General features: G+C 49.9%; 15 protein-coding genes. 3 read left to right on the top strand and 12 right to left on the bottom strand.

The window, feature by feature from the left end:
• Nucleotides 1-56: 56 nt before the first annotated feature.
• The 3 genes from ACJJI7_RS10490 to ACJJI7_RS10480 all read right to left on the bottom strand — a co-directional run bounded on the left by ACJJI7_RS10490 (nucleotide 57) and on the right by ACJJI7_RS10480 (nucleotide 7,628).
• On the bottom strand, nucleotides 57-3,062 hold the full coding sequence (locus tag ACJJI7_RS10490; protein WP_282951593.1) for a TonB-dependent receptor plug domain-containing protein: 3,006 nt from the start codon (nucleotides 3,060-3,062) through the stop codon (nucleotides 57-59).
• A gap of 372 nt (nucleotides 3,063-3,434) precedes the next feature.
• On the bottom strand, nucleotides 3,435-6,269 hold the full coding sequence (locus ACJJI7_RS10485) for a TonB-dependent receptor plug domain-containing protein (RefSeq protein ID WP_282951594.1): 2,835 nt from the start codon (nucleotides 6,267-6,269) through the stop codon (nucleotides 3,435-3,437).
• 228 nt (nucleotides 6,270-6,497) lie between these two features.
• Nucleotides 6,498-7,628: a tetratricopeptide repeat protein gene (locus ACJJI7_RS10480; RefSeq protein ID WP_444902212.1), complete on the bottom strand. Its 1,131-nt coding sequence runs from the start codon at nucleotides 7,626-7,628 to the stop codon at nucleotides 6,498-6,500.
• A gap of 378 nt (nucleotides 7,629-8,006) precedes the next feature.
• Between ACJJI7_RS10480 and ACJJI7_RS10475 the strand changes: the two genes are divergently transcribed.
• Nucleotides 8,007-9,539 (top strand): peptide MFS transporter, encoded by a 1,533-nt coding sequence (locus ACJJI7_RS10475; RefSeq protein WP_444902213.1) that lies wholly within the window; start codon nucleotides 8,007-8,009, stop codon nucleotides 9,537-9,539.
• Nucleotides 9,540-9,636: 97 nt separating this feature from the next.
• On the opposite strand, the gene ACJJI7_RS10470 is transcribed toward ACJJI7_RS10475, so the two are convergent.
• From ACJJI7_RS10470 to fabV, 9 genes are all read right to left on the bottom strand, one after another.
• Nucleotides 9,637-10,473, bottom strand: a complete 837-nt coding sequence (locus ACJJI7_RS10470) for a sulfite exporter TauE/SafE family protein (RefSeq protein ID WP_020412009.1) — start codon at nucleotides 10,471-10,473, stop codon at nucleotides 9,637-9,639.
• Nucleotides 10,474-10,666: 193 nt separating this feature from the next.
• Entirely contained in the window at nucleotides 10,667-11,491 is an 825-nt protein-coding gene (locus tag ACJJI7_RS10465) for a sulfite exporter TauE/SafE family protein (RefSeq protein WP_444902214.1), read from the bottom strand.
• A 99-nt stretch (nucleotides 11,492-11,590) separates the two neighbouring features.
• Nucleotides 11,591-12,364, bottom strand: coding sequence for an MBL fold metallo-hydrolase (locus tag ACJJI7_RS10460; protein ID WP_282951600.1), 774 nt, complete (start codon nucleotides 12,362-12,364; stop codon nucleotides 11,591-11,593).
• Nucleotides 12,364-13,551 (bottom strand): NlpB/DapX family lipoprotein, encoded by a 1,188-nt coding sequence (locus ACJJI7_RS10455; RefSeq protein WP_020412006.1) that lies wholly within the window; start codon nucleotides 13,549-13,551, stop codon nucleotides 12,364-12,366. Before ACJJI7_RS10455 ends, ACJJI7_RS10460 begins: the two co-directional genes overlap by 1 nt.
• 34 nt (nucleotides 13,552-13,585) lie before the next feature.
• A complete protein-coding gene (gene dapA, locus ACJJI7_RS10450) occupies nucleotides 13,586-14,461 on the bottom strand; it encodes a 4-hydroxy-tetrahydrodipicolinate synthase (protein ID WP_020412005.1) in 876 nt (291 codons plus the stop codon).
• Between the two features lie 92 nt (nucleotides 14,462-14,553).
• A complete protein-coding gene (gene lpxL, locus ACJJI7_RS10445; protein WP_444902215.1) occupies nucleotides 14,554-15,519 on the bottom strand; it encodes an LpxL/LpxP family Kdo(2)-lipid IV(A) lauroyl/palmitoleoyl acyltransferase in 966 nt (321 codons plus the stop codon).
• A gap of 113 nt (nucleotides 15,520-15,632) precedes the next feature.
• Nucleotides 15,633-15,866 carry a DUF2789 family protein gene (locus ACJJI7_RS10440; protein ID WP_020412003.1) on the bottom strand — a complete coding sequence of 78 codons (234 nt, stop codon included), beginning with the start codon at nucleotides 15,864-15,866 and terminating at the stop codon, nucleotides 15,633-15,635.
• A gap of 85 nt (nucleotides 15,867-15,951) precedes the next feature.
• A complete protein-coding gene (locus tag ACJJI7_RS10435) occupies nucleotides 15,952-16,995 on the bottom strand; it encodes an NADP(H)-dependent aldo-keto reductase (RefSeq protein ID WP_444902216.1) in 1,044 nt (347 codons plus the stop codon).
• Between the two features lie 151 nt (nucleotides 16,996-17,146).
• Complete coding sequence (fabV, locus tag ACJJI7_RS10430) at nucleotides 17,147-18,325, bottom strand: enoyl-ACP reductase FabV (RefSeq protein WP_444902217.1); 1,179 nt, start codon at nucleotides 18,323-18,325, stop codon at nucleotides 17,147-17,149.
• Between the two features lie 485 nt (nucleotides 18,326-18,810).
• On the opposite strand from fabV, the gene ACJJI7_RS10425 reads away from it, so the two are divergent.
• A complete protein-coding gene (locus ACJJI7_RS10425) occupies nucleotides 18,811-19,239 on the top strand; it encodes an acyl-CoA thioesterase (protein ID WP_020412000.1) in 429 nt (142 codons plus the stop codon).
• Nucleotides 19,240-19,316: 77 nt separating this feature from the next.
• Nucleotides 19,317-19,889: a tRNA-(ms[2]io[6]A)-hydroxylase gene (locus ACJJI7_RS10420; RefSeq protein WP_020411999.1), complete on the top strand. Its 573-nt coding sequence runs from the start codon at nucleotides 19,317-19,319 to the stop codon at nucleotides 19,887-19,889.
• The last annotated feature ends 96 nt before the right edge of the window (nucleotides 19,890-19,985 follow it).

Here is a 19,985-nt window from a genome sequence, read left to right as displayed (position 1 = left end):
AAAAAGGCGCGGCATATCATGCCGCGCCTTTTAACTTCTAAATCTAGCTTCTAAATTTAGAAATCCACTGTCAGACCTAAGAATGCATAACGTCCAAGTGCATCATAGATTCCTGGGAAGGTATTACCATTACCAAAAATACTTGAACCAGCATCAGCCGTTAGAGGTGGCTCCTTGTCAAAAACATTATTAATACCACCACGAATGGTCCAATTTTCAGAAGCAGCCCAAGAAGCTGCTAAATCAAAGTAGTCAACTGCATCAAAGTCTGCTTCATTTGCACCGAGATCAGTAACACCACCAATATGGCGCCAACTACCAACCACATCCAAATTCCAAGGGGTAGACCACGTTGTTCGTAAGGTGCTTACGAAATCTGGAGTGGGTGTACCACAAGAACTGCCCCAATTACCGGCGCATTCTTCAACTGGCTCGCCTTTAAACTCCTGCTGATCCCACTTTGTGAGGTATGTTGCAATCAAGTTCATATCAATTGCGCCATAGCTTCCAATATCAAAGCCATAGTTTGCATTAATATCAACCCCTTCAGTCTCAAAGTAACCGATATTGACATCTACCGCTGTAATAGCCGCTTCACCAATCCACAAGTTACCATTACCACCGCGGCTAATAGAGTCACAGAATCGAGCCTCACCAGTTTCCAGACACTTGTTCAAGATGGTTTCTGGCTGAATATTGGCAATTGCATCCTCAACAGTAATATTGAAGTAGTCGGCACTGACAGTCAGCCCCTCAACAAATGAAGGAGAGTACACAAAACCAAATGAAAGAGTCTCAGACTCCTCTGGTGTCAACTCCTGGTTGCCTCCACCAATAAAATTATATTGACCAGCGGGTGAATCTATTGAATTACCATAGGTGGCTGCAGTAATGCCGCTATTCATACAGGCCTCAAGAGTTGCTGAAGGCGCAACTGGCTGGCCATCTTTAGTGCGAGATCCACAAGGGTCCTCAGTCATATCAAAAAGTTGTATTGACTGGGGGCGAAAAAGTTCACGAATATTTGCATGACGAACAGCTGATTGGAAGCTACCACGCAGTTTTAAGTCTTCAGTAGGCTGCCAGTCCGCTGCAATTTTATAGGTATTAGTCTGCTCATCTGTAGAATAGTCGGAGTAGCGGTAAGCTAGCTCTAATCCCAAGTATTCAATACCTGGCATTCCATTGATGAGTGGGACATTCATCTCACTAAAAATTTCTTTAACACTCAAAGAGCCGTCAACAGGCAATGTTGGTCCACCCTGTCCAGCACCCTCACCATTCTGATAACCAGCATCGGGAGAATAAACCAGGCTCTCACGGCGACTTTCCAGGCCCATTACTACAGCGATACCATTATCTGCGCTGGGGAGTTTCCAGCCGTAATCAGTCAGATCACCGGTCACATATCCTGAGATAATTTCCTGATCAGTCGTACCACGGGCATAAAGTGGCAAGACCAAGTAATCAATCGCTTCCTGAGTTACACCGCCCTCTTGAAATACATTCCAGGGCACACAGTTGGGGTCAGAACCATCAATAACAGATTGACAAACAGGTTGACCGTATGTTTCTGCAAGAGGGTTTCCATTTGCATCCAAACGATCATCAGTACGAACGTCCAGCGCGCGGCGAATATTAGTTACAGACATATCGTTCAGATAAGTCTGTTCTAAACTAACTTCAGAATACTGATAGTAAACATCATAGTTCCAGCTATCGTTTATGTCGCCACGCAGCCCAAACACGCCACGGAAGGTGGTGTGACGCATATCATCCTGACGAGGTCCGCCTTCCACATTTCGACGACCAATGTATACCTTACCTGGATTAAAAGTTTGAAGGCCTGTGTCTGGATCAGTATTAACAACTGTTAGATCACTAACATAATTATCTTTTGTTAAGCCGTAAACGCCACAGATTGCTTGGAACTGCTCTTCAGAAAGAAGAGGGTTGCCGCAATACAAATCATCGGTAACGAAGAAAGCACCTGAGGGGGCAATCTGTGCAACGGTACGGTCATCCGTAAACATCAGCTGAGCATAAGCTTCAGCTTTCTCATTGATTTCATAATGACCGAAAGCACCCATTGTCCAGCGCTCATCAGGGCGCTGGAAGTAGTTCAGTGGGCCATAATTATACAGGCGGCTAAAGTTAGTGAAGCCAGTCCCATCAAGACTGTAGTCAAAGCCCTCTGTATTATCTCCGTCATTGCCCCCAAAATCAGTAAAACGCCCCCAAGGAACTGTTGAGGAGCCACCACACTCGAAGCTGTCAGGGCCTCCATCCAGGCTACAGCCACTGTAATCCCGGTCAGATTGTAGTACTGCATCAATTTTTCGATAGTTCGCATAAGCTGTTACATTACCGCGACCGTTATCGAGATTGGCCCCCATAATCAGGGAGAAATCATTGGTTTCCCCGTCGGTCACACTGCCATCAGCCACATCAAATCCATTAGATTCGACCAAGCTTTGCATTTTGCTGTTGTCATTATTGTGTTGATACACACTTGTTTGGGTTTCGAAACGAACGCCCTCAAAATCATCCATCATGATGAAGTTGACAACACCAGCAATTGCATCAGATCCATAAGTTGCGGAAGAGCCACCTGTAAGTACCTCAACCCGCTCCACTAAAGCGCCAGGTATTTGGTTTAAGTCAGCACCAGAACCACCCTGCAGTGGAGAACCTGCCGGCATTCTGCGACCATCAATCAGCACCAGTGTGCGCTGGGAGCCGAGCCCACGCAAAGAAACCGTTGCCGTACCAGTTGAACCATTGGCCTGCCCAGCTGTTTGAGTAGCAGCAACCTGCGGAAGATCGTTAATCAAATCTTCTACACGTACAACCCCCGTTGCTTTTAAGTCTTCAGCAGTAACGGAAGTTACAGGGCTAACACTCACATCATTCGCACGCTCAATACGGGAGCCTGTTACAACAACCTCTTCCACCATTTGCGCATCTTCTTGGGCAAAAGCTGGCATAGCTGGAACCATAATTGCCGCTGCAGTGAAGCCAAGGGCTCCCTTTACAGCCACAGATAGGAGATTCTTCTTCATGGTCAATCCTCTCTTGATCGTTGGACTTATTTGTTTTTTGTCATTTTTGACGTGTCATGAAAACAACTACCCCCAAGTGGCTGCTTTCTTCCCAACAGTTCTTGGACGGTCTAAACCAGGAAAACCTCAATAAATTCGGGCTTGCCCTTATATTCGTAAAAGTCACTTTTGTCCTAGGGAAAATAATTCACCTAAGCAGAGAATCACGCACTTCGCATTAGCAAGCAGTATATTTATGGAAAGGAAAGAGATGGCTAAAAATCAAGCCCTAGATGAAGCGGAACCAAAACAAGTACTAGCGAGGACTCTAGAGGAGAGGAAAATAAAAAAGCGGGCCTTATGGCCCGCTGTTAGCGATTTCAGTAAAGAGGATTAGAACTCCATACGAACGCCCACGAATGCACTGCGACCAATATCATTGTAGACAGCAGCAGCAGTATCGTGCCCGGTTGTATTGCCCGGAATGCCAGTCAGAATAACCGGAGCCTCTTCATCCAGAACATTATTAATACCGAGATTTGCGCTGATGCTATCAGTGAATTGGTAGGAAGCGTACAGGTCATGGGTGACATAAGTGCCCACCTCAAAATTGTACAGGTCATTACTCAAGTCAGGCACTGCATCGCCAATGAAAGAGGTCTCCCACTGTACCATCAGTCGATCCAAGGAGTAATTAACTGTCGCAACCCACTCGTTCTCAGAAATACCAACTTCTCCTACGAGTTCATCACCCTCTCCAAACTTAGTCTCAGTGTAATCAATTATATGACCATAGACTAAAGACAGATCCAACTGACCGCTACCTAATTCCATACCCCACTGAACCTGGACATCCACACCTTCGGTCTCGAGGGAACCTTCATTGATATAGCCAGAATTCACTTCAGTAATTTCACCCAACTGGAAGTCAGCGCCTGAAGTATCACGAACGATAAAGTCACAGAAGTTATTTGGATAGCTGGTAGAGTTGAAACAGTAATCCACGGATGTCTGACGACCAACAGTATCGATTAGATTTTCAATTTCGATATTGTACCAGTCAACAGAGACAGACAGACTACCAATACCCAAGTCACGATCAAACACCACACCTAAGGTGTAACTGTCAGAAGTCTCTGGATCCAAGTTACCGTTGCCCTGATTAACGAAACCGCCAGTTCCTTGGATTTCAGTCTGTGTCAAGTCGAACACACCCTGATCCGCAATTCGAGCAGCTACAGCAGGAATAGCACGGCAGTTTTCAGCGATAGTACCAGTAGTGGTTGCAGTTACCCCATTACAAGGGTCGCTTACTGCACCAAAGGATTCTCCACCAGGCGCGAAAAGTTCACTGATATTTGGGGCACGTACAGCGCGTGCATACTGACCACGAACTCGTAAATCATCATTGATAACCCACGAAACACGAGCAGTATAAGCATCGGTATTGCCAACAGTGCTGTAATCTGCATAACGATATGCAGCGCCGACACTCAACTCTTGGACACCAGGAAGACCCGAGAGTATTGGTGCCTCTACCTCAACATACAACTCAGTAGCATCGAAGCTGCCTTCAGTAGGCTCTTCTTTGTTTCCGGCATTCTGACCGGTGCGAGTTAAGGCGTCAGGGAAATCTGCCGCGTACTCATCACGGTACTCGAGGCCAGCAGCCAAGCTTAAGGGGCCAGAAGGTAACTCAAACAGTTCGCCACTTATGTTGATACCACCAAAGGTTTGCTTGGTGCGCTGGTCGCGAATTGACGGAGCAGTTACATACTTTGCTGCATCCGCAGAAATGGCACCATAACCAAACAGGTTAATTGGTACGCACCCTTCTGCCACTGCCGCGGCATCAGCACATACGATATTGCCATCGCCATCAACGGTCGCATCCAACGCATTTCGGAAGTTGGAAATATTAAGCTGACCTGTGCCACGCTGGCTATCCTGCATTTGGCCTTGACCAAAGTAAGCATCCCAATTCCAGTCGTTGAACTCACCGCGCAGACCTACCAAGCCACGGAAAGTTTGACGCTCCGCAAAAGAGCCTCGTTGCTCCAGCTCTGTGGTACGACGGAAATATTCAATTACGTCGTCACCCTCAGCTACTACAGCGGCGCGCAGGTCATCTGGTACGAAGGGGTTATCAACAGAGATCCCAGTAATGAATAAGTCATCGTTACTGTGTGGGTATGGCTCGATTTCACTCTGCGTTTCGGTGCGGGCAAAGGTGGTCTCGATAAACGCTTCCAAAGAGTCATTAATCTGATAGTTCAGGTTAGAACTAATCAGGTAGCGTTCTGTTGGCACAGTGTAGCGACGGAAGTTTTGGCGGTTAAACCCATACTTCTCCTGATCCCAAGGAACAACTTGGCCACCATCAACTACATAAGAGTCCCCTGTGGATGGGACAAAGAAGCGGCCGTGCTCGGAGTAGGAGGAGTAAAATGGAGCGGTGCTATCCTGACAATCGTCGATATTTTGTGTCAAACGGCAAGTAGCAATATCGTCAACTTCAGTATTCTTGCGGTCACGTGCCAAAACACCTTTTTGATCGGTGTAGGTCATAGAGATAACGGCATTACCTTTACCGTCATCAAAATTGCCGCCAGCAGTGATGTTAAAACGATCCGTTTGGTCATCGCCAAACTCTACAGTTTCACCATGCGAGGAGGTGATGCTCACCCCTTCGAAGTCATCCTTGAGGATAACGTTGATTACACCAGCAAGTGCATCAGAACCATAGATGGCCGATGCACCACCAGTAATAACTTCTACACGCTCGATTAGCTCAGTAGGGATAGTGTTCCAGTCAACAGCTGATGTACCTGCAACACCAGAAACGTAACGACGCCCGTTAACCAGTACAAGGGTACGATCCTCTCCCAGGTTGCGAAGCTCAACGGTGTTGATACCAGCCCCAGAAGTAAAGAAGTTAGAGTTGCTACTAGAAATACCTGACACACCAGTTGCCGGCAGACTCCGCAGAACATCAGCACTGTTCACCATGCCGGAGAATTCGATGCTCTCAGAGTTTACGGTTGTGATTGGTGTAGCAGCTTCCAGGTTAGATCTGGTGATGCGTGAACCGGTTACGATTACTTCCTCAACCAGTGTCGCGTCATTTGCATCCGCGGATTCCTGGGCAAAAGCTTGGCCAGTTGCTCCAAGGACTACAGATACTCCAAGTGCTGTCTTGATTGCAGACGAAAGGATATTCCTTTTCATTGTTTTATCTCTCTCTAGAGTAGGGCTGGGCCCTACTAGATACGTTTGAGTTTACTCATGAAGCAACCACCCCCATGGCCACTTCAGCTCCCAACGTAGATAGAGACGAACCAGATACTCCCCCCCTCAATAAAAATTTACCCAAAACTCAAAAAAAGTGCTTACCTTGCTAACCTGCATCTCTGAACACTTCCCTCAATTGTGACAAGTCACAATCTGTACACCCCCCTACTTCAAAAGTAAATTCAACTTGCGCTCATAAGCTTTCGCAGTAGATGGCCCAGTTACCAAAGAAAAGGCCTCTTCAAAGCTTGCTCGTGATGCCGCCATGTTCCCAAGCTGGTACCTTGCCAACCCTAAAAGAAAGTGAAAGCGGTGATCACCCTCATACCGCCAAACAGCACGGCGCAAATGCTTCTCGGCTTGCCTATACTCGCCAACTTCGTAGGCTTCCCGAGCCTGATAGTAGAGATAATAAGGATTTCTCTCGCGATGAAAGCGGGCACGCTTGGCATAGATATCAGCAAGACCCTCTTCACCCTTGAAGCGATAAAGTCGCTCTAAGTTACTAATCGCGGTGAGATTATTATTCTTCAAGAACAAGGACTTACGATAACTTTGCTCCGCTTCTTGGAGGAATCCAAAGTGGCTGTACATTGCCCCTAGGTTAGCCCACAAGTCGCTTCTCTCCGGGCTCATCTCCACCGCCTTTCGCAAGTGCAAAAAAGCTTGCTTCCGCTCTCCTGCACGCATCAGCTCAATTCCCCGATTACTGTAATAAAGCGAAAAGGCTGTGGTGTCATCCAGCTCGAACTGTTTATAGACTGGGTCATAGGCAGCCAGATTAAAGTCGACTACCCGGCGGCCACGGAGGCTTTCAGAAACCATATTTATATGGCGATAAAGTACAAAGGTCTCCGCCTCATCATGACTCCAAACTGGTGGAACCTCTACCTGATTGAAGTAAGCTTCCGCTCCCAACTCCCGAGCCATAGCCACCATCATCAACGTAAAAGCAAGGCAATTACCTCTTTCCTGGCGATAGGTTTCCATAGCCGAAAGCGTACTGTTTTCATCGTACTGGACCAGAAACTCTCGCTCCTCGAAGGCCCTTATCAGAGCGGCAAGACGGTGGCGAGAATCAGAGTCAGGAGCCAGAGTCGCCAAAAAATCTCGCACCTCGGGAGATAGCCAAAGAAGATCCTCTGAGGGCAACTCATTCAGGCTGACCGGATACCCAAGTATTGCCTCCCCGCTCAAGGCCGAGGTCAGGTCTATCTCCGCTTTATCTTTTTTAAAGGGCAAGCTTGAACAAGCAGCCAAGAACAGGATCAGGCTAAGCAGCAATGGGGCTTTCATTGTTATTTTCCCCTTGAAATAGGTTTTCAAACAGGATTTACCACTATTTTGAGAGTAAAGGAAGTGCCCAATTTCCATTTCACCAAATAATCCGACAACGGTTCGCCTGTAAATTAGACAACTGGTAAACTTCAGGAATTGCTTTGGGGGCTAGCTCGCAAGCTTCTATCTTCTAATTCCATGAGAAGGGCTTTCTTATGGCAAGGAAAAGAACTAGTTAGCTAAAGAATCTCGAATCAATACTTGAGGGGGTATAGTTTCTCCTGAATAGACGAGATGACCGCATGGTCAAAGCGAGCAACTGCTCGGGATCAATAGAGATGTACCCGGTATGCCCTGCATACCCTACTAGAGCTATAACAATTGGAAATTCAGCTTATGTCGTCGAATACACATCAGAATGGAGGGGGCTTTTTTGGCCACCCCAAAGGGCTTTCCACACTGTTCTTCACTGAAATGTGGGAGCGGATGAGTTACTACGGTATGCGCGCTCTGCTCGTACTGTTTATGACCGCCAGCTTGCAAGAAGAAGGTTTAGCCTTCACTGTCGCTGCTGCTACGGCGATCTATGGTCTTTACACTGGCGCTGTCTACTTCCTTGGCCTGCCTGGTGGCTGGATTGCGGATCGCCTCCTTGGCGGACAGCGGACCATATGGTATGGCGGCATTATTATCATGTGTGGCCATATCGTTCTGGCAATCCCTACAGATAGCAGTTTCTTTATTGGCCTGATTCTGGTTGCTTGCGGTACTGGTCTACTCAAACCCAATATCAGTGCCCTGGTCGGTCACCTCTATCAGCCCGATGATGTTCGCCGTGATAGTGGCTACGCACTTTATTATATGGGTATCAATATTGGTTCCATTCTCGGTTATGCAATTTGTGGATATTTTGGTGAGAATGTTGGCTGGCATTGGGGCTTTGGTGCAGCAGCGGTCGGTATGGCGATCGGTCTTATCCAATACCGTAGGACAATCGGGAATCTGGGTGATGCGAGCCTGGCACCGGAAAACCCTCTAGCTCCAGAAAAGGCCAAGCTTGCATGGCGAATCATCGGAGTAATCGCTGTCGGTGTGGCCTTGATCACCGGTCTTGCCATGAATGGCACTATCGTTATTAATCCGACGGTCATGGCTCAATATGTCGCGGTGGCCTTTACTTTAACTTTCCTGGCCTACTTCGGCTTCATTTACTTCGGCGGAAAGTTGAGCGGTTCCGAAAAAAAGAAAATGTGGGCCCTGTTCCTGGTTTGTGTGGCCTCTACTTTTTTCTGGTCAGGCTTCGAGCAAGCCGGCTCATCTCTAAACTTGTTTGGTCGTGATTATACTGACCGCCTTATCGGCTCTTTTGAAATGCCGGCATCTTGGCTGCAGAGCTTCAACTCCATCTTTATTATTACCCTTTCACCTTTCTTCGCCGCCCTATGGATTAATCTTGGTAAGCGGATGATCACGCCATCCTATGGGCTAAAGTGTGCAATTGGCCTCATCATTATGGCAAGCGGCTTCCTGGTGATGTTCTTTGCGGCTCAATATGCCGCTGATGGCCTTAAAGTCGCTCCATACTGGCTGGTTACAACTTACTTCCTGCATACTGTTGGCGAACTCTGCCTGAGCCCGGTAGCATTGAGTGCTGTTAGCAAACTGTCTCCGCGCCGCTTCGCTGGACAGATGATGGGAGTCTTTGTCCTAACTTATTCCATCGGCAATATTTTCTCGGGTCTTCTGGCTGGACACTTCGATCCTAGTAATGTTGCAGAAATGCCCGACCTTTACCTGCAAATCAGCCTGTTTACCATCGGCGTAGGTATTATCCTCGCGTTGATCAGCCTGAAATCCAAGTATTGGGAAAGTGACGCCAATGAAGGTCAGCAGGCGACAGAATCCCAAGTGGGAACAAAAACTGCATGAGAGACGCCTTAAACTGAGTCCAGTTTGATGAAAGCCGCTGGAAACAGCGGCTTTCATTTAAAGGCTAACCGAGATAGTTGATTGCCAGTAATTGAATTCAATTAGCTAAAACATTTGTTAGCAAACTGAAATTTTGCCAAATAAACCGTCCCCCGATAACACAGAGCAGTAAAGCAAAACACAATTTCAATCGCTCAGCTGAAAACCTATGCGCCAAGCTCGCTCCTACTTTGGCAAAGAACACACTGGTTAAAACAATACCCAAAAATGCGGGCCAATAGATATAGCCACTACTCCAGCTAGGCAGCAACTTATTACTCCATCCTTGCACAACAAAACTGAGAGTCCCCGAAATTGCGATAGGCAACCCAAATGCCGCAGAGGTTCCCACAGCATGCTGCATCTTGACCCGGTAGTGAGATAAATAAGGTACTACCAGAGCCCCACCTCCGATTCCGAAAATGGCCGCTAACCAGCCAATTACCCCACCAGAACAAATTAAGGGAAATCGAGATGGTAACCGGCTATTACCGTTCTTTAAAGGCATAGCTCTCAAGCCACTCAATCCCATGCGTATTGCCATTAAGATGGCAAAAATACCTATCAAGAGCTGTAGCCAAGCACCAGGCAATAAGTCTGCAGTCACACCACCCAGCCAGGACCCCAGAAGTATTCCCGGGGTCATCAGCCAAAATAAGTGCCAGTCTACTGCGCCCTTTGCGTTGTGCGCTCGCACTGAGCTGATTGAAGTTACGACTATTGTCGCCAGAGAAGTCCCCACGGCCATGTGGGTTAGGACCTTAGGAGAAATATCTATTGCAGAAAAAATCAGTACCAGTGCCGGCACAATAATCAGGCCTCCTCCAATTCCCAAGAGGCCTGCTGCAGTCCCAGCAACCGCACCGAGCAATAAATAAATAAAAAACATCTCCATGATGCTTCATTTTAGTCACTACTAATAGCGCACCGAGACAGATGTTAGTGAATATTTTAGAGCCCATAAACAGATAAGTAGGCAGATATAATAAGACGGGATCACCTGATTCTGCCAAAGGAAAAGAATCTTAAGATCCCCCCAATCAACCAAATCGCTTCAAGAGGAAACTACCATTAAAATCTGCCAGTATCTAAGAGGTTAGCAAGCTGCTATTGAGCCAAATAAAGCGCCCGCCTATCATACAAAGTAAAACAGCAAAGCCATGTTTTAACCACTTTGCCGGAAGACGGTGAGCCAGATTGGCCCCAAAACGGGCAAACAAGGTACTGGTTGCGACGATTCCCAGGAAAGCGGGCCAATTGATATATCCACTGCTCCAGCTCGGCAGCTGGCTATTATCCCACCCCTGCACCGTAAAACTCAGCGCCCCAGCTAAAGCGATTGGTAACCCGCAAGCTGCAGAGGTAGCAACCGCGCGCTGAATTTGTACACGACACCGGGAAAGAAAAGGTACGGTGAGGGACCCTCCGCCAATACCAAAAATTGCAGAGGCCCAACCTATCACGCCGCCGGCAGCAGCCAGCAAAGGAGCAACTGGAGGATTACCAACTCCCTCCTCAACCTGGCCATGGCGGAGGCCACTCAGCCACATACGGACGGCAATCACAATGGCGAAGACTCCTATCAATAATTGTAACCAGGCCCCAGGTAACAGTTCCGCCGTCATCCCTCCCAGCCAAGAGCCCAGCAGTATTCCCGGCGTCATCTTCCTGAACAGCTGCCAATCCACAGCTTCTCTCTTGTGATGGGCTCGTACAGAACTAATAGAAGTAATAACAATCGTGGCAAGTGAGGTCCCAACAGCCATATGGGTCAGAATTTCTGGCGAGACTCCCATAGCGGTAAAAACCAGTATCAGCGCTGGAACAATAATCAGGCCGCCACCAACACCAAATAGGCCAGCGATAGTGCCAGCCACCGCCCCAACCAATAGATAAATCAGTATTGTTTCCATATATCCCCCGTCCCTCGAATAGCCAGAGGTCGTCCTAACTAAGGCAAAGCAGATTTGTATTGAGAGATTTAGAGCCGAGTGATACGAAGCGAATGGGGCCTATCCCCGTGCTTCCACAGTGAGCCAGTCGAATCCCTCTTGCTGGCAGGCAAAAATACAATTCTCCACACTTTCCGCCATCTCAGCCATCGCTGAACGGGCAAGTTCCAGCGTATTATTCTTCTCACTAATATGGGCTACCACTAAGTGCTGCAGCTGTTCATAGCCCACCCGCTGCAAAAATCCGGCAGCCTGTTGATTACTCAAATGACCATAAGCTCCGCCAACCCGCCTTTTTAATGAGGGAGGGTATGGCCCCTGTGCCAGCATCTGGGGATCGTGATTAGCCTCCAAAACCAGTGCGTCGCAGCCGCTAAAGTGGGCCTCTACATGAGGTGTCACCGTACCCAGATCAGTAAGGAGGCCGAGACTACTGCCACGACTGCGAAAAACATACTGCGCGGCTTCCCGCGCATCGTGAGGCACAGCCACAGGTGTGACTTGTATACCCGCAACAGTAAGCGGTTGATGACCTTCAATCAGATGAACTTCAGGCAACTTGCCAATATCGCGAGCTCGGAGAGTGCCCGGGGTCAGGTAAACAGCCAAGCCATACTTACGCGCAAGAGGAGCAACCCCAGACAGGTGGTCGCTGTGTTCATGGGTTACCAGAATGGCAGTGAGATCGGCAGGGGACATACCGAGCCGCGCCATACGCCGCTCGGTCTCCTTGATGGTAAAGCCACAATCAACAAGCAGGCAGTGGTCGCCACTGGCGACCAGAGTGCCGTTGCCTTTGCTGCCGCTTCCCAGTGAGGCGAAGCGCAGGCCCATTAAATCAAGTTCTGCTGAATCGAGAGTAGTAACTCAGAGGCTTTGGTCCGAGACAGCGGCTGGCCACGGGTATCGCGGATACGCACTTCAATCTCATCATCATTTCCGCGAATCACAATCAAGTAGCCAGGATATTCTCCTTCGGGACTAGCGCTTACACCAAGCCCTTTGATCTCTTTGAACAAGGGAGGCTCAGTGCCTTCAGTGGTATCGATACCGGCAAGAATCTGCTGCAGGGTAACCTGGTTAGCACTATCGGCCAGCTCATCTTGTTTGTCCTTCTTACCCCAAGAGAACCAGCCACCGTCATCCTCACTATCGGCCAACTCGCGCTCCTCATCGTAAGTGACGTAGAAAAGGCCGATATCAGAATCTTCACGATGCAGACGATAACCTCCCGCATTCACCGCATGAGCGACTGTCGCCCAAGCGCGCTCCATCTCCAGCCCCATAGAGATATAGGGCTCATGGCCTACCGGCTCGCGCAACTGAACCTTCACAGTACTGCCACCGATAGCTTGGGCCACCAATGACGCAGAAGCACCAGTGGATTCGGTTGCCAGGGATGTGGACATTTCATCGATCATCCAACCTTCGCGTTCAGGGCTACTGGAACGCTGTGGCCAGTTGACGGAGCCTCCCACCGGAGCATCCGCGGCAACCGACAGGTGACGCACGTGGATCTCGGTAGTGTCGGGCTGCACACCGGTTTCAATCTGCAGGCGGTACTTATCTTTGGTTTCCGGGCTCTCGTTAAATGTCATCCAGGCCGTTTCCATAATACCGGTGCTGGCATCAGACATCTCCACGTGTAAGCCCGAGGAGCGCAAGAAATAATGCAGCTGAGGCCAAACCTCTGCCGGTGGTTGGGATACCAGCACCCAACGGTTGCTACCCAGCTTTTGTATCTTTACCCGTTCCGTTCCAGCATTGACAGATAATGCTTGAGGCCGCGGAACCTCGAAGTCACTCTGCTCCAGTTCATTTCCTGCAATCTGGGGGATCTCATAGAGCTCCTCCTGGTGCTTGGCGTTGATGCCTTCCGGTATCTGCAGCGGTGCCAAGCTGTCGGCCTGTTGGTAATCATTGCTGCGATCGCGGAAATAGCCATCGTTGCCGAACACACCACAACCTGCCAGGGTAAGACTGGAAATACAGAGCGCGGCTCCAACGGTCAATTTATTCATCAAAGCTTTCCTGGTTAATTCTCTGTTCGCGGACTCACAGTACGCCGGCACTGCGCAAAGCTTCGCGCACTGTAGCATGATGCTCAGGGGAAAGGCTGGTCAGCGGCAGGCGAATCCCCCCGTCTATACGCCCCATTTCCCGCAGAGCCCATTTCACCGGTATCGGGTTGGACTCCAAAAACAGCACTTTGTGCAATATTTGGATACGCTGATCAATTGCCCGTGCAGTCGCAGCATCTCCGGCCAGAGCAGCTTCACACATTTGCGCAACAGCAGCTGGGGCGACATTGGCGGTGACGCTGATATCACCTTGCCCCCCCATCAGGATCAACTCCATCGCAGTGCAGTCATCGCCGGAGTAAACGGCGAAACCCTGGGGAAGAGTTTCTAATAGAACTTTAGCCCGCTCCAGGTCTCCAGTCGCTTCCTTGATTCCAACAATATTGCCAATGGCAGCCAAACGTTGCACAGTCTCGGGCAACATATCCACAGCTGTGCGCCCAGGCACGTTATACAGGATCTGCGGAATGGCCACCGCTTTGGCGATAGCGCGATGGTGTTGATACAAGCCCTCCTGGGAAGGCTTATTGTAATAGGGGGTCACCAATAAACAGGCATCGGCGCCACAACGAGCGGCATTTTCTGTCAGTTCAATCGCTTCAGTAGTTGAGTTGGCACCCGTTCCTGCAATCACTGGAACGCGCCCCGCAACCTGATCTACCACGCGCCGGATGACCTCAATGTGTTCATTCACATCCAGAGTGGCTGATTCGCCGGTAGTACCTACTGCAACCAATGCGCGGGTGCCTTGTTCTATATGCCACTCAACCAAATTGCGCAGACTGTCCCAATCCAGGCTTCCGTCTGCGTACATTGGGGTAGCCAAGGCCACCATACTGCCGGTAAACATTCTCTCTCCTTAATTTTCGCGCTCGGCCTGGAATAGCACCGCCAGAATCGAACCTGTATGTTACTTAGGGCGCAGTGTCTATGCCAGTGTGACTAGCTCGCCACTTTCCTGCGCTTCTTTTTCTTCTTACGGACCCCTTCGTACACATTATTGGCGCCTTCCGGCCGGGTCTTAAAACGTCGATGCACCCACATATACTGTTCTGGTGCCTCTCGAATACGAGCTTCAATGAACTGGTTGACCAGGATGGCATCCTGCAGTTCGTCTCCAGAGGGAATCTCCTCAATAGGCGGGTACACCTTCAGGCGGTAACCGGAGCAATCCTCCAAACGAGTCAGCACATAGGGTACTACCTTGGCGCGTCCTACCCGGGCAAATCGCGATGTGCCTGTCACCGTTGCCGCAGGATTGGCAAAAAACGGGGCAAAGACGCCCTGCTTAATTCCATAATCCTGGTCTGGAGCATACCAGACGGCACGCCCCTGCTGCAGGGCGCGCAGTACCCCACGAACATCCTTACGCTGGTAGACACTACCATCACCAGTATGGCGCTCACGCCCTTTACGCTGCATATAGTCATATACAGGGTTTTTGTGCGGCCGGTACATACCATCAAGGGTAATGCTCATCCCCATAAGAGCCGCCCCCAATTCCAGGGTGGTAAAGTGCATAGCCATTAGCAGCACACCTTGCCCCTCAGCCTGGATATCCTGCAAGGCTTCCAACCCCTCTATAGAGACACGCTTACGCAGCCAGCGCGCAGAGCGAAACCAGGCCATGCCGGTTTCCATTAGGGCAATTCCGCTGGACTCGAAATTTCGACGAAGAAGTTGTGAGCGTTCAGCCTTACTGAACTCAGGAAAACACAGGGCAAGGTTGCGCTCGGCAATAGTGCGCCGGCTTGGGGCTAGCCTCATCATCACCTTGCCCACACCACGCCCTATAGACAACTGCCAACGAAAAGGCAGCTGAGCCAGCAGGAACCAAAAAGCAAAGAGCAACCAGGTCAGCCAGTGCCGGGGGTGCAGTAAGGCAACTCGAAATCGGGGTTTTTCCATCGGGTATCGCTACGCTGCCGGCGAATAGTCACCAGCTTAATCGGTTGAATTCGGCGTAGTATAACCCATGGGATACAGGCTGGAATGGACAGCAGCCGCAGGAGTGTTACAACTTAATGGCGCAGGAGGGAATCCAGCTCATCAACAGCGACGCACCAGTCAGAATCTTCCTCTATGGCGCTCCGAAGAAACTCCCTCTGCCCCTCAGTCCAAAATGATGCGGAAGATAATTTCTCATGCCTATGCAAATAGTGAGTAATCAGAAACTCATGAATCGCCGCATCTTCCGACGACATCCCCAGCTGGGCAAAGAGATCGTTGAGCGTGTGATGCCCGGTCGTTTCCATGGGAGCTGCCTCTCTCGTGCTCACGTGATGTATTGGTACCGATTTAGCGGTTTGTGTTCCCCATTATAGATAGCAGAGCCACCTATTACGGAGCCGGATTTGGGTTGTACTGATGAATAGCTTCAATCGCAGCTAGCTGTTCGTTATCCAAAAGTAATTCAGTACTGGCAATATTGCTACGCAACTGTTCCATGGTGGTTGCGCCGATGATATTGCTAGTCACAAACGGCTGCTGGTTGACGAATGCCAGAGCCATCTGTGCAGGGTCTAGACCAAACTGGCGGGCCAACTCCACATAAGCACCGGTAGCTGTTGCACTGCGATCGTTTGTGTAGCGTTGAAAACGCTCATACAAAGTCAGGCGTGCCCCTGCAGGCCTTGCGCCGCCAAGGTACTTGCCGGACAAGACACCAAAGGCAAGTGGCGAATATGCCAGAAGGCCACATTGCTCCCGGATGGAGATCTCCGCACAGCCCACTTCAAAGCTCCGGTTGAGCAGATTGTATGGATTCTGAATGGAAACGATACGCGGCTTACCATAAACAACTGACTCTCTTAGGTATTCATGCATGCCCCAAGGCGTCTCGTTAGAAATACCGATATAACGCACCTTGCCTGCCTTGACCAACTCCTCCAGTGCATTGAGTGTCTCGGAAATAGTAATGCCATCATCACCTCCATGCTGGTACCCTAGACAACCAAAAAAGTTGGTTTGGCGTTCCGGCCAATGGACCTGATAGAGATCGAGGTAATCGGTGCCCAGCCTTTTTAGGGACTCATCACAAGCTTTCAGTACATGATCTCGGCTGAGGCGCGGTCCAGAACGCAGGTGCCTAACCCCCGGATTAGCCTCACCGCGCCCCGCCACTTTTGTGGCAATAATTACCTTGTCACGACCGCCACGGGCCGACAGCCATTTACCGATATATTCCTCGGTGAGCCCCTGAGTCTCAGGGCGCGGCGGCACCGGATACATCTCGGCACAATCGATAAAATTTACCCCTTGATCAAAGACATAATCCAGCTGTTTAGCCGCATCAGCAGCTGTATTTTGCTCACCAAAAGTCATTGTGCCCAGACAAATCTGGCTGACTTTGAGATTGCTGGTGCCAAGCTGGCGGTAATTCATGGCGTCCTCTCTCCACAAAAAGGCGAAACAGGAATTATGCCGTTTTGGGGCTTGAGAGAGTAGATAGAAGACCTGGGTGGGGTTGGATCAAGGAGCGGCCATGCCGCTCCTTGTAGAATGCAAAATTGCAGTCGGGACTGGTTCAGCGTGATCAGCTGAATTCAGCTTCTACCTGTGGGCTGGTGTCTGCGTCGTAATCAACACCGGTTACGCCAAAACCAAACAGCTTGAGAAAATCGGCCTGATAACCTTTGTAATCAGTCAACTCAAAAAGATTTTCTTTGGTCACCTCTGGCCACAATTTTTCAATCCTAGCCTGGGTCTCCTCGCGCAACTCCTTGTCATCCATACGCAGGCGGTTATCACTATCGAGGCGTGGGCTATCGGTGTACAGACCCTCGGTATACAAGCGGTACAACTGCTCGATACAGCCTTCGTGGGTGCCCTCTTCTTTCATCACCTTGTAGACCAGGGAGATATATAGTGGCATCACTGGAATTGCAGAGCTCGACTGAGTGACCAGTGCTTTCAGTACCGCGACATTTGCCGCCGCCTGACCACTTTCAGTAATGGCTCTGGCCGCCCGATCCAGGTCCTCTTTCGCCTTACCAATAGTCGCATGACCGTAAATAGGCCAAGTTAACTTTTCACCGATATAGGTGTAAGCAACTGTCTTGCAGGTATCTGACAATACGCCGGCATCGCCTAAAGCCTGCATCCACAGTTCCCAATCCTCACCGCCCATAACCTTCACGGTATTGGAAATCTCTTCCTCACTGGCAGGATCAACTGTGATGTCCGAGATTTCCAGCTTGTCGGTATTGAGGTTCCTGGCGGTGTAAGACTCACCGATCGGCTTCAATACAGAACTGTAAAGTTCACCAGTCTTGGGGTCGGTACGACGTGGAGATGCCAAGCTGTAGACCACCAAGTCTACCTGCCCCAGATCCTCTTGAATCATCTGAATCGCCTGGGCCTTCACCTCATCAGAGAAGGCATCCCCATTAATACTCTTGGCGTACAGGCCCGCCTTATGCGCTTCGTCCTCGAACGCAGCCGAGTTGTAATAACCGGCAGAAGCGGTGCGCTTTTCTGTGGGCGGCTTCTCAAAGAACACCCCCAGGGTCTTGGCGCCACAACCAAAAGCGGCAGTGATACGCGAAGCGAGGCCGTAACCGGTGGAGGCACCTACAACCAGAACCCGCTTGGGGCCATTCTCAATTGCTGGCTGAGACTTGATGTACTCAATCTGTTCACGCACATTGGCTGCACAGCCCTGCGGGTGGGCATTGGTACAAATAAATCCGCGTACTTTCGGCTGGATAATCATCCTTACTGTCTCTCCCTTTGCACTTGGGGAATCGTGGTTATGTGATCACAGATACGCTTACAGCGCATCGGGAAAACACTGACGGCCCCAAGAATAAAGACACTTGGGACAAATTCCCGGCCATTCTACTGGTTGTGGCTGGTGAGTCCCATAGCGACATTTCCAGGCTGGCGAGCAGATTGTCCAGAATATCCCACCCAGCGGCCAAAGCAGCCACCAAGCCCATCTATTGTGACTTATCGCACTATTTATGTGCTCTCAGGTGCCTAATCGCGCCAAATATGTGCTTGCCTTAAACTCCGTGACAGTCTTTACAACCTTTTTCCTCGGCTACACTTTTTTTGCCTTGGCACGCTGTATGCAGTAACTCCCTATGTGAGTATCGATTTAATCTCTGTTGCGAAATTTGCCGAGGATTACTTCTGGCAAATTCGCCACCAGTAGCTCACCAATTGTTGATTCCACAGTTAGTTAGGAAGGTCAGTGTGAAATACTATTCGCGTCACTGTGTAAAGCCCGGCGACCTGAACCCCGCCCAGCGCCTGTTTGGCGGCCAGTTACTCGCCTGGATTGATGAAGAGGCTGCCATTTTTGCCGGCTGTCAGATGGGTACACCAATGCTGGTAACCAAGCTAATGTCAGAGATCGATTTTGTCAGCCCAGCCTGCTGCGGAGACGTAGTAGAGTTTGGGTTTGAAGTGATCGGCATTGGCCAGAGTTCACTCACCGTGCACTGTGAGGTTCGCAATAAGCAGAGCCAGGAGTTGATTGTGCAAGTCGAGCAAATAGTCTTCGTAGCTTTGGGTGCTAATGGCAGGCCAACCCCCCATGCTAAAGCCGGCATGTCCCTGGAGCAGGCGCGAATTGCTACCCAGCGCGATCGGGAAGTACGCGAACGCCGCCTGGCGAGCTAAAACCTTTTTCAACAGGGCCAGCAGGTCAATCCTATCGATGGCGGTATAATGGCGTTTTTGCGTCACCGCCATCCACCATGTTCCAACTGTATTACAAGACCCCGAAAGACTGGGCCCAAGTCGTTCTCAGTGACTTTAACCGCTTCCTGCAGGATCATGCCGCAGCGGAAAAGAAAGCCTCTGGTATGGCAGTGTCCATGTTCTCTCACTATCCCGATAAACCTCTACTGGTCGAGGCCATGGTGAATCTGGCTTTAGAGGAGATGAACCATTTCCGCCAAGTGATCAGGATTATGCATGAGCGGGGGATCTATCAGGCACCAGATGAGAAAGATCCCTATATTCATGCCCTGCGCAAGCTGATTCGCCGTGGTCCGGAAGAGTACCTGATAGACCGCCTGCTCACCGCAGCAATTATTGAAGCGCGAGGCTGTGAGCGTTTTGGCTTGGTCGCTGAGGCCCTTCCAGCGGGATCATTACAAACTTTCTATAAGGTCATTACAGAAAGTGAGGCCCGCCACCATGAACTGTTTGTTGAGTTGGCCTTGGAGTATTTCCCCCGTGAGGCGGTGGAGAGTCGTCTTGCCCATTTGCTGAATGAGGAAGCCAGGATTATTGCCGCCCTTCCCTACCGGCCGGCCCTGCATTAGCTATTCATACCAGGGGTCATTTGGCCCAATCCACAACGGCGGACAATGGTGTATCCTGGCGCAGATATACTTTTTTTGCAGTGGGTTTTTACAGTC

It is taken from the genome of Microbulbifer variabilis (assembly GCF_056232115.1).
This window is presented reverse-complemented; position numbering and strand designations above follow the sequence as displayed.

Coding starts and splice junctions, on each gene's coding strand:
- ACJJI7_RS10490 (WP_282951593.1), bottom strand. CDS start 3,062: ATGAAGAAGAATCTCCTATCTGTGGCTGTAAAGGGAGCCCTTGGCTTC.
- ACJJI7_RS10485 (WP_282951594.1), bottom strand. CDS start 6,269: ATGAAAAGGAATATCCTTTCGTCTGCAATCAAGACAGCACTTGGAGTA.
- ACJJI7_RS10480 (WP_444902212.1), bottom strand. CDS start 7,628: ATGAAAGCCCCATTGCTGCTTAGCCTGATCCTGTTCTTGGCTGCTTGT.
- ACJJI7_RS10475 (WP_444902213.1), top strand. CDS start 8,007: ATGTCGTCGAATACACATCAGAATGGAGGGGGCTTTTTTGGCCACCCC.
- ACJJI7_RS10470 (WP_020412009.1), bottom strand. CDS start 10,473: ATGGAGATGTTTTTTATTTATTTATTGCTCGGTGCGGTTGCTGGGACT.
- ACJJI7_RS10465 (WP_444902214.1), bottom strand. CDS start 11,491: ATGGAAACAATACTGATTTATCTATTGGTTGGGGCGGTGGCTGGCACT.
- ACJJI7_RS10460 (WP_282951600.1), bottom strand. CDS start 12,364: ATGGGCCTGCGCTTCGCCTCACTGGGAAGCGGCAGCAAAGGCAACGGC.
- ACJJI7_RS10455 (WP_020412006.1), bottom strand. CDS start 13,551: ATGAATAAATTGACCGTTGGAGCCGCGCTCTGTATTTCCAGTCTTACC.
- dapA (WP_020412005.1), bottom strand. CDS start 14,461: ATGTTTACCGGCAGTATGGTGGCCTTGGCTACCCCAATGTACGCAGAC.
- lpxL (WP_444902215.1), bottom strand. CDS start 15,519: ATGGAAAAACCCCGATTTCGAGTTGCCTTACTGCACCCCCGGCACTGG.
- ACJJI7_RS10440 (WP_020412003.1), bottom strand. CDS start 15,866: ATGGAAACGACCGGGCATCACACGCTCAACGATCTCTTTGCCCAGCTG.
- ACJJI7_RS10435 (WP_444902216.1), bottom strand. CDS start 16,995: ATGAATTACCGCCAGCTTGGCACCAGCAATCTCAAAGTCAGCCAGATT.
- fabV (WP_444902217.1), bottom strand. CDS start 18,325: ATGATTATCCAGCCGAAAGTACGCGGATTTATTTGTACCAATGCCCAC.
- ACJJI7_RS10420 (WP_020411999.1), top strand. CDS start 19,317: ATGTTCCAACTGTATTACAAGACCCCGAAAGACTGGGCCCAAGTCGTT.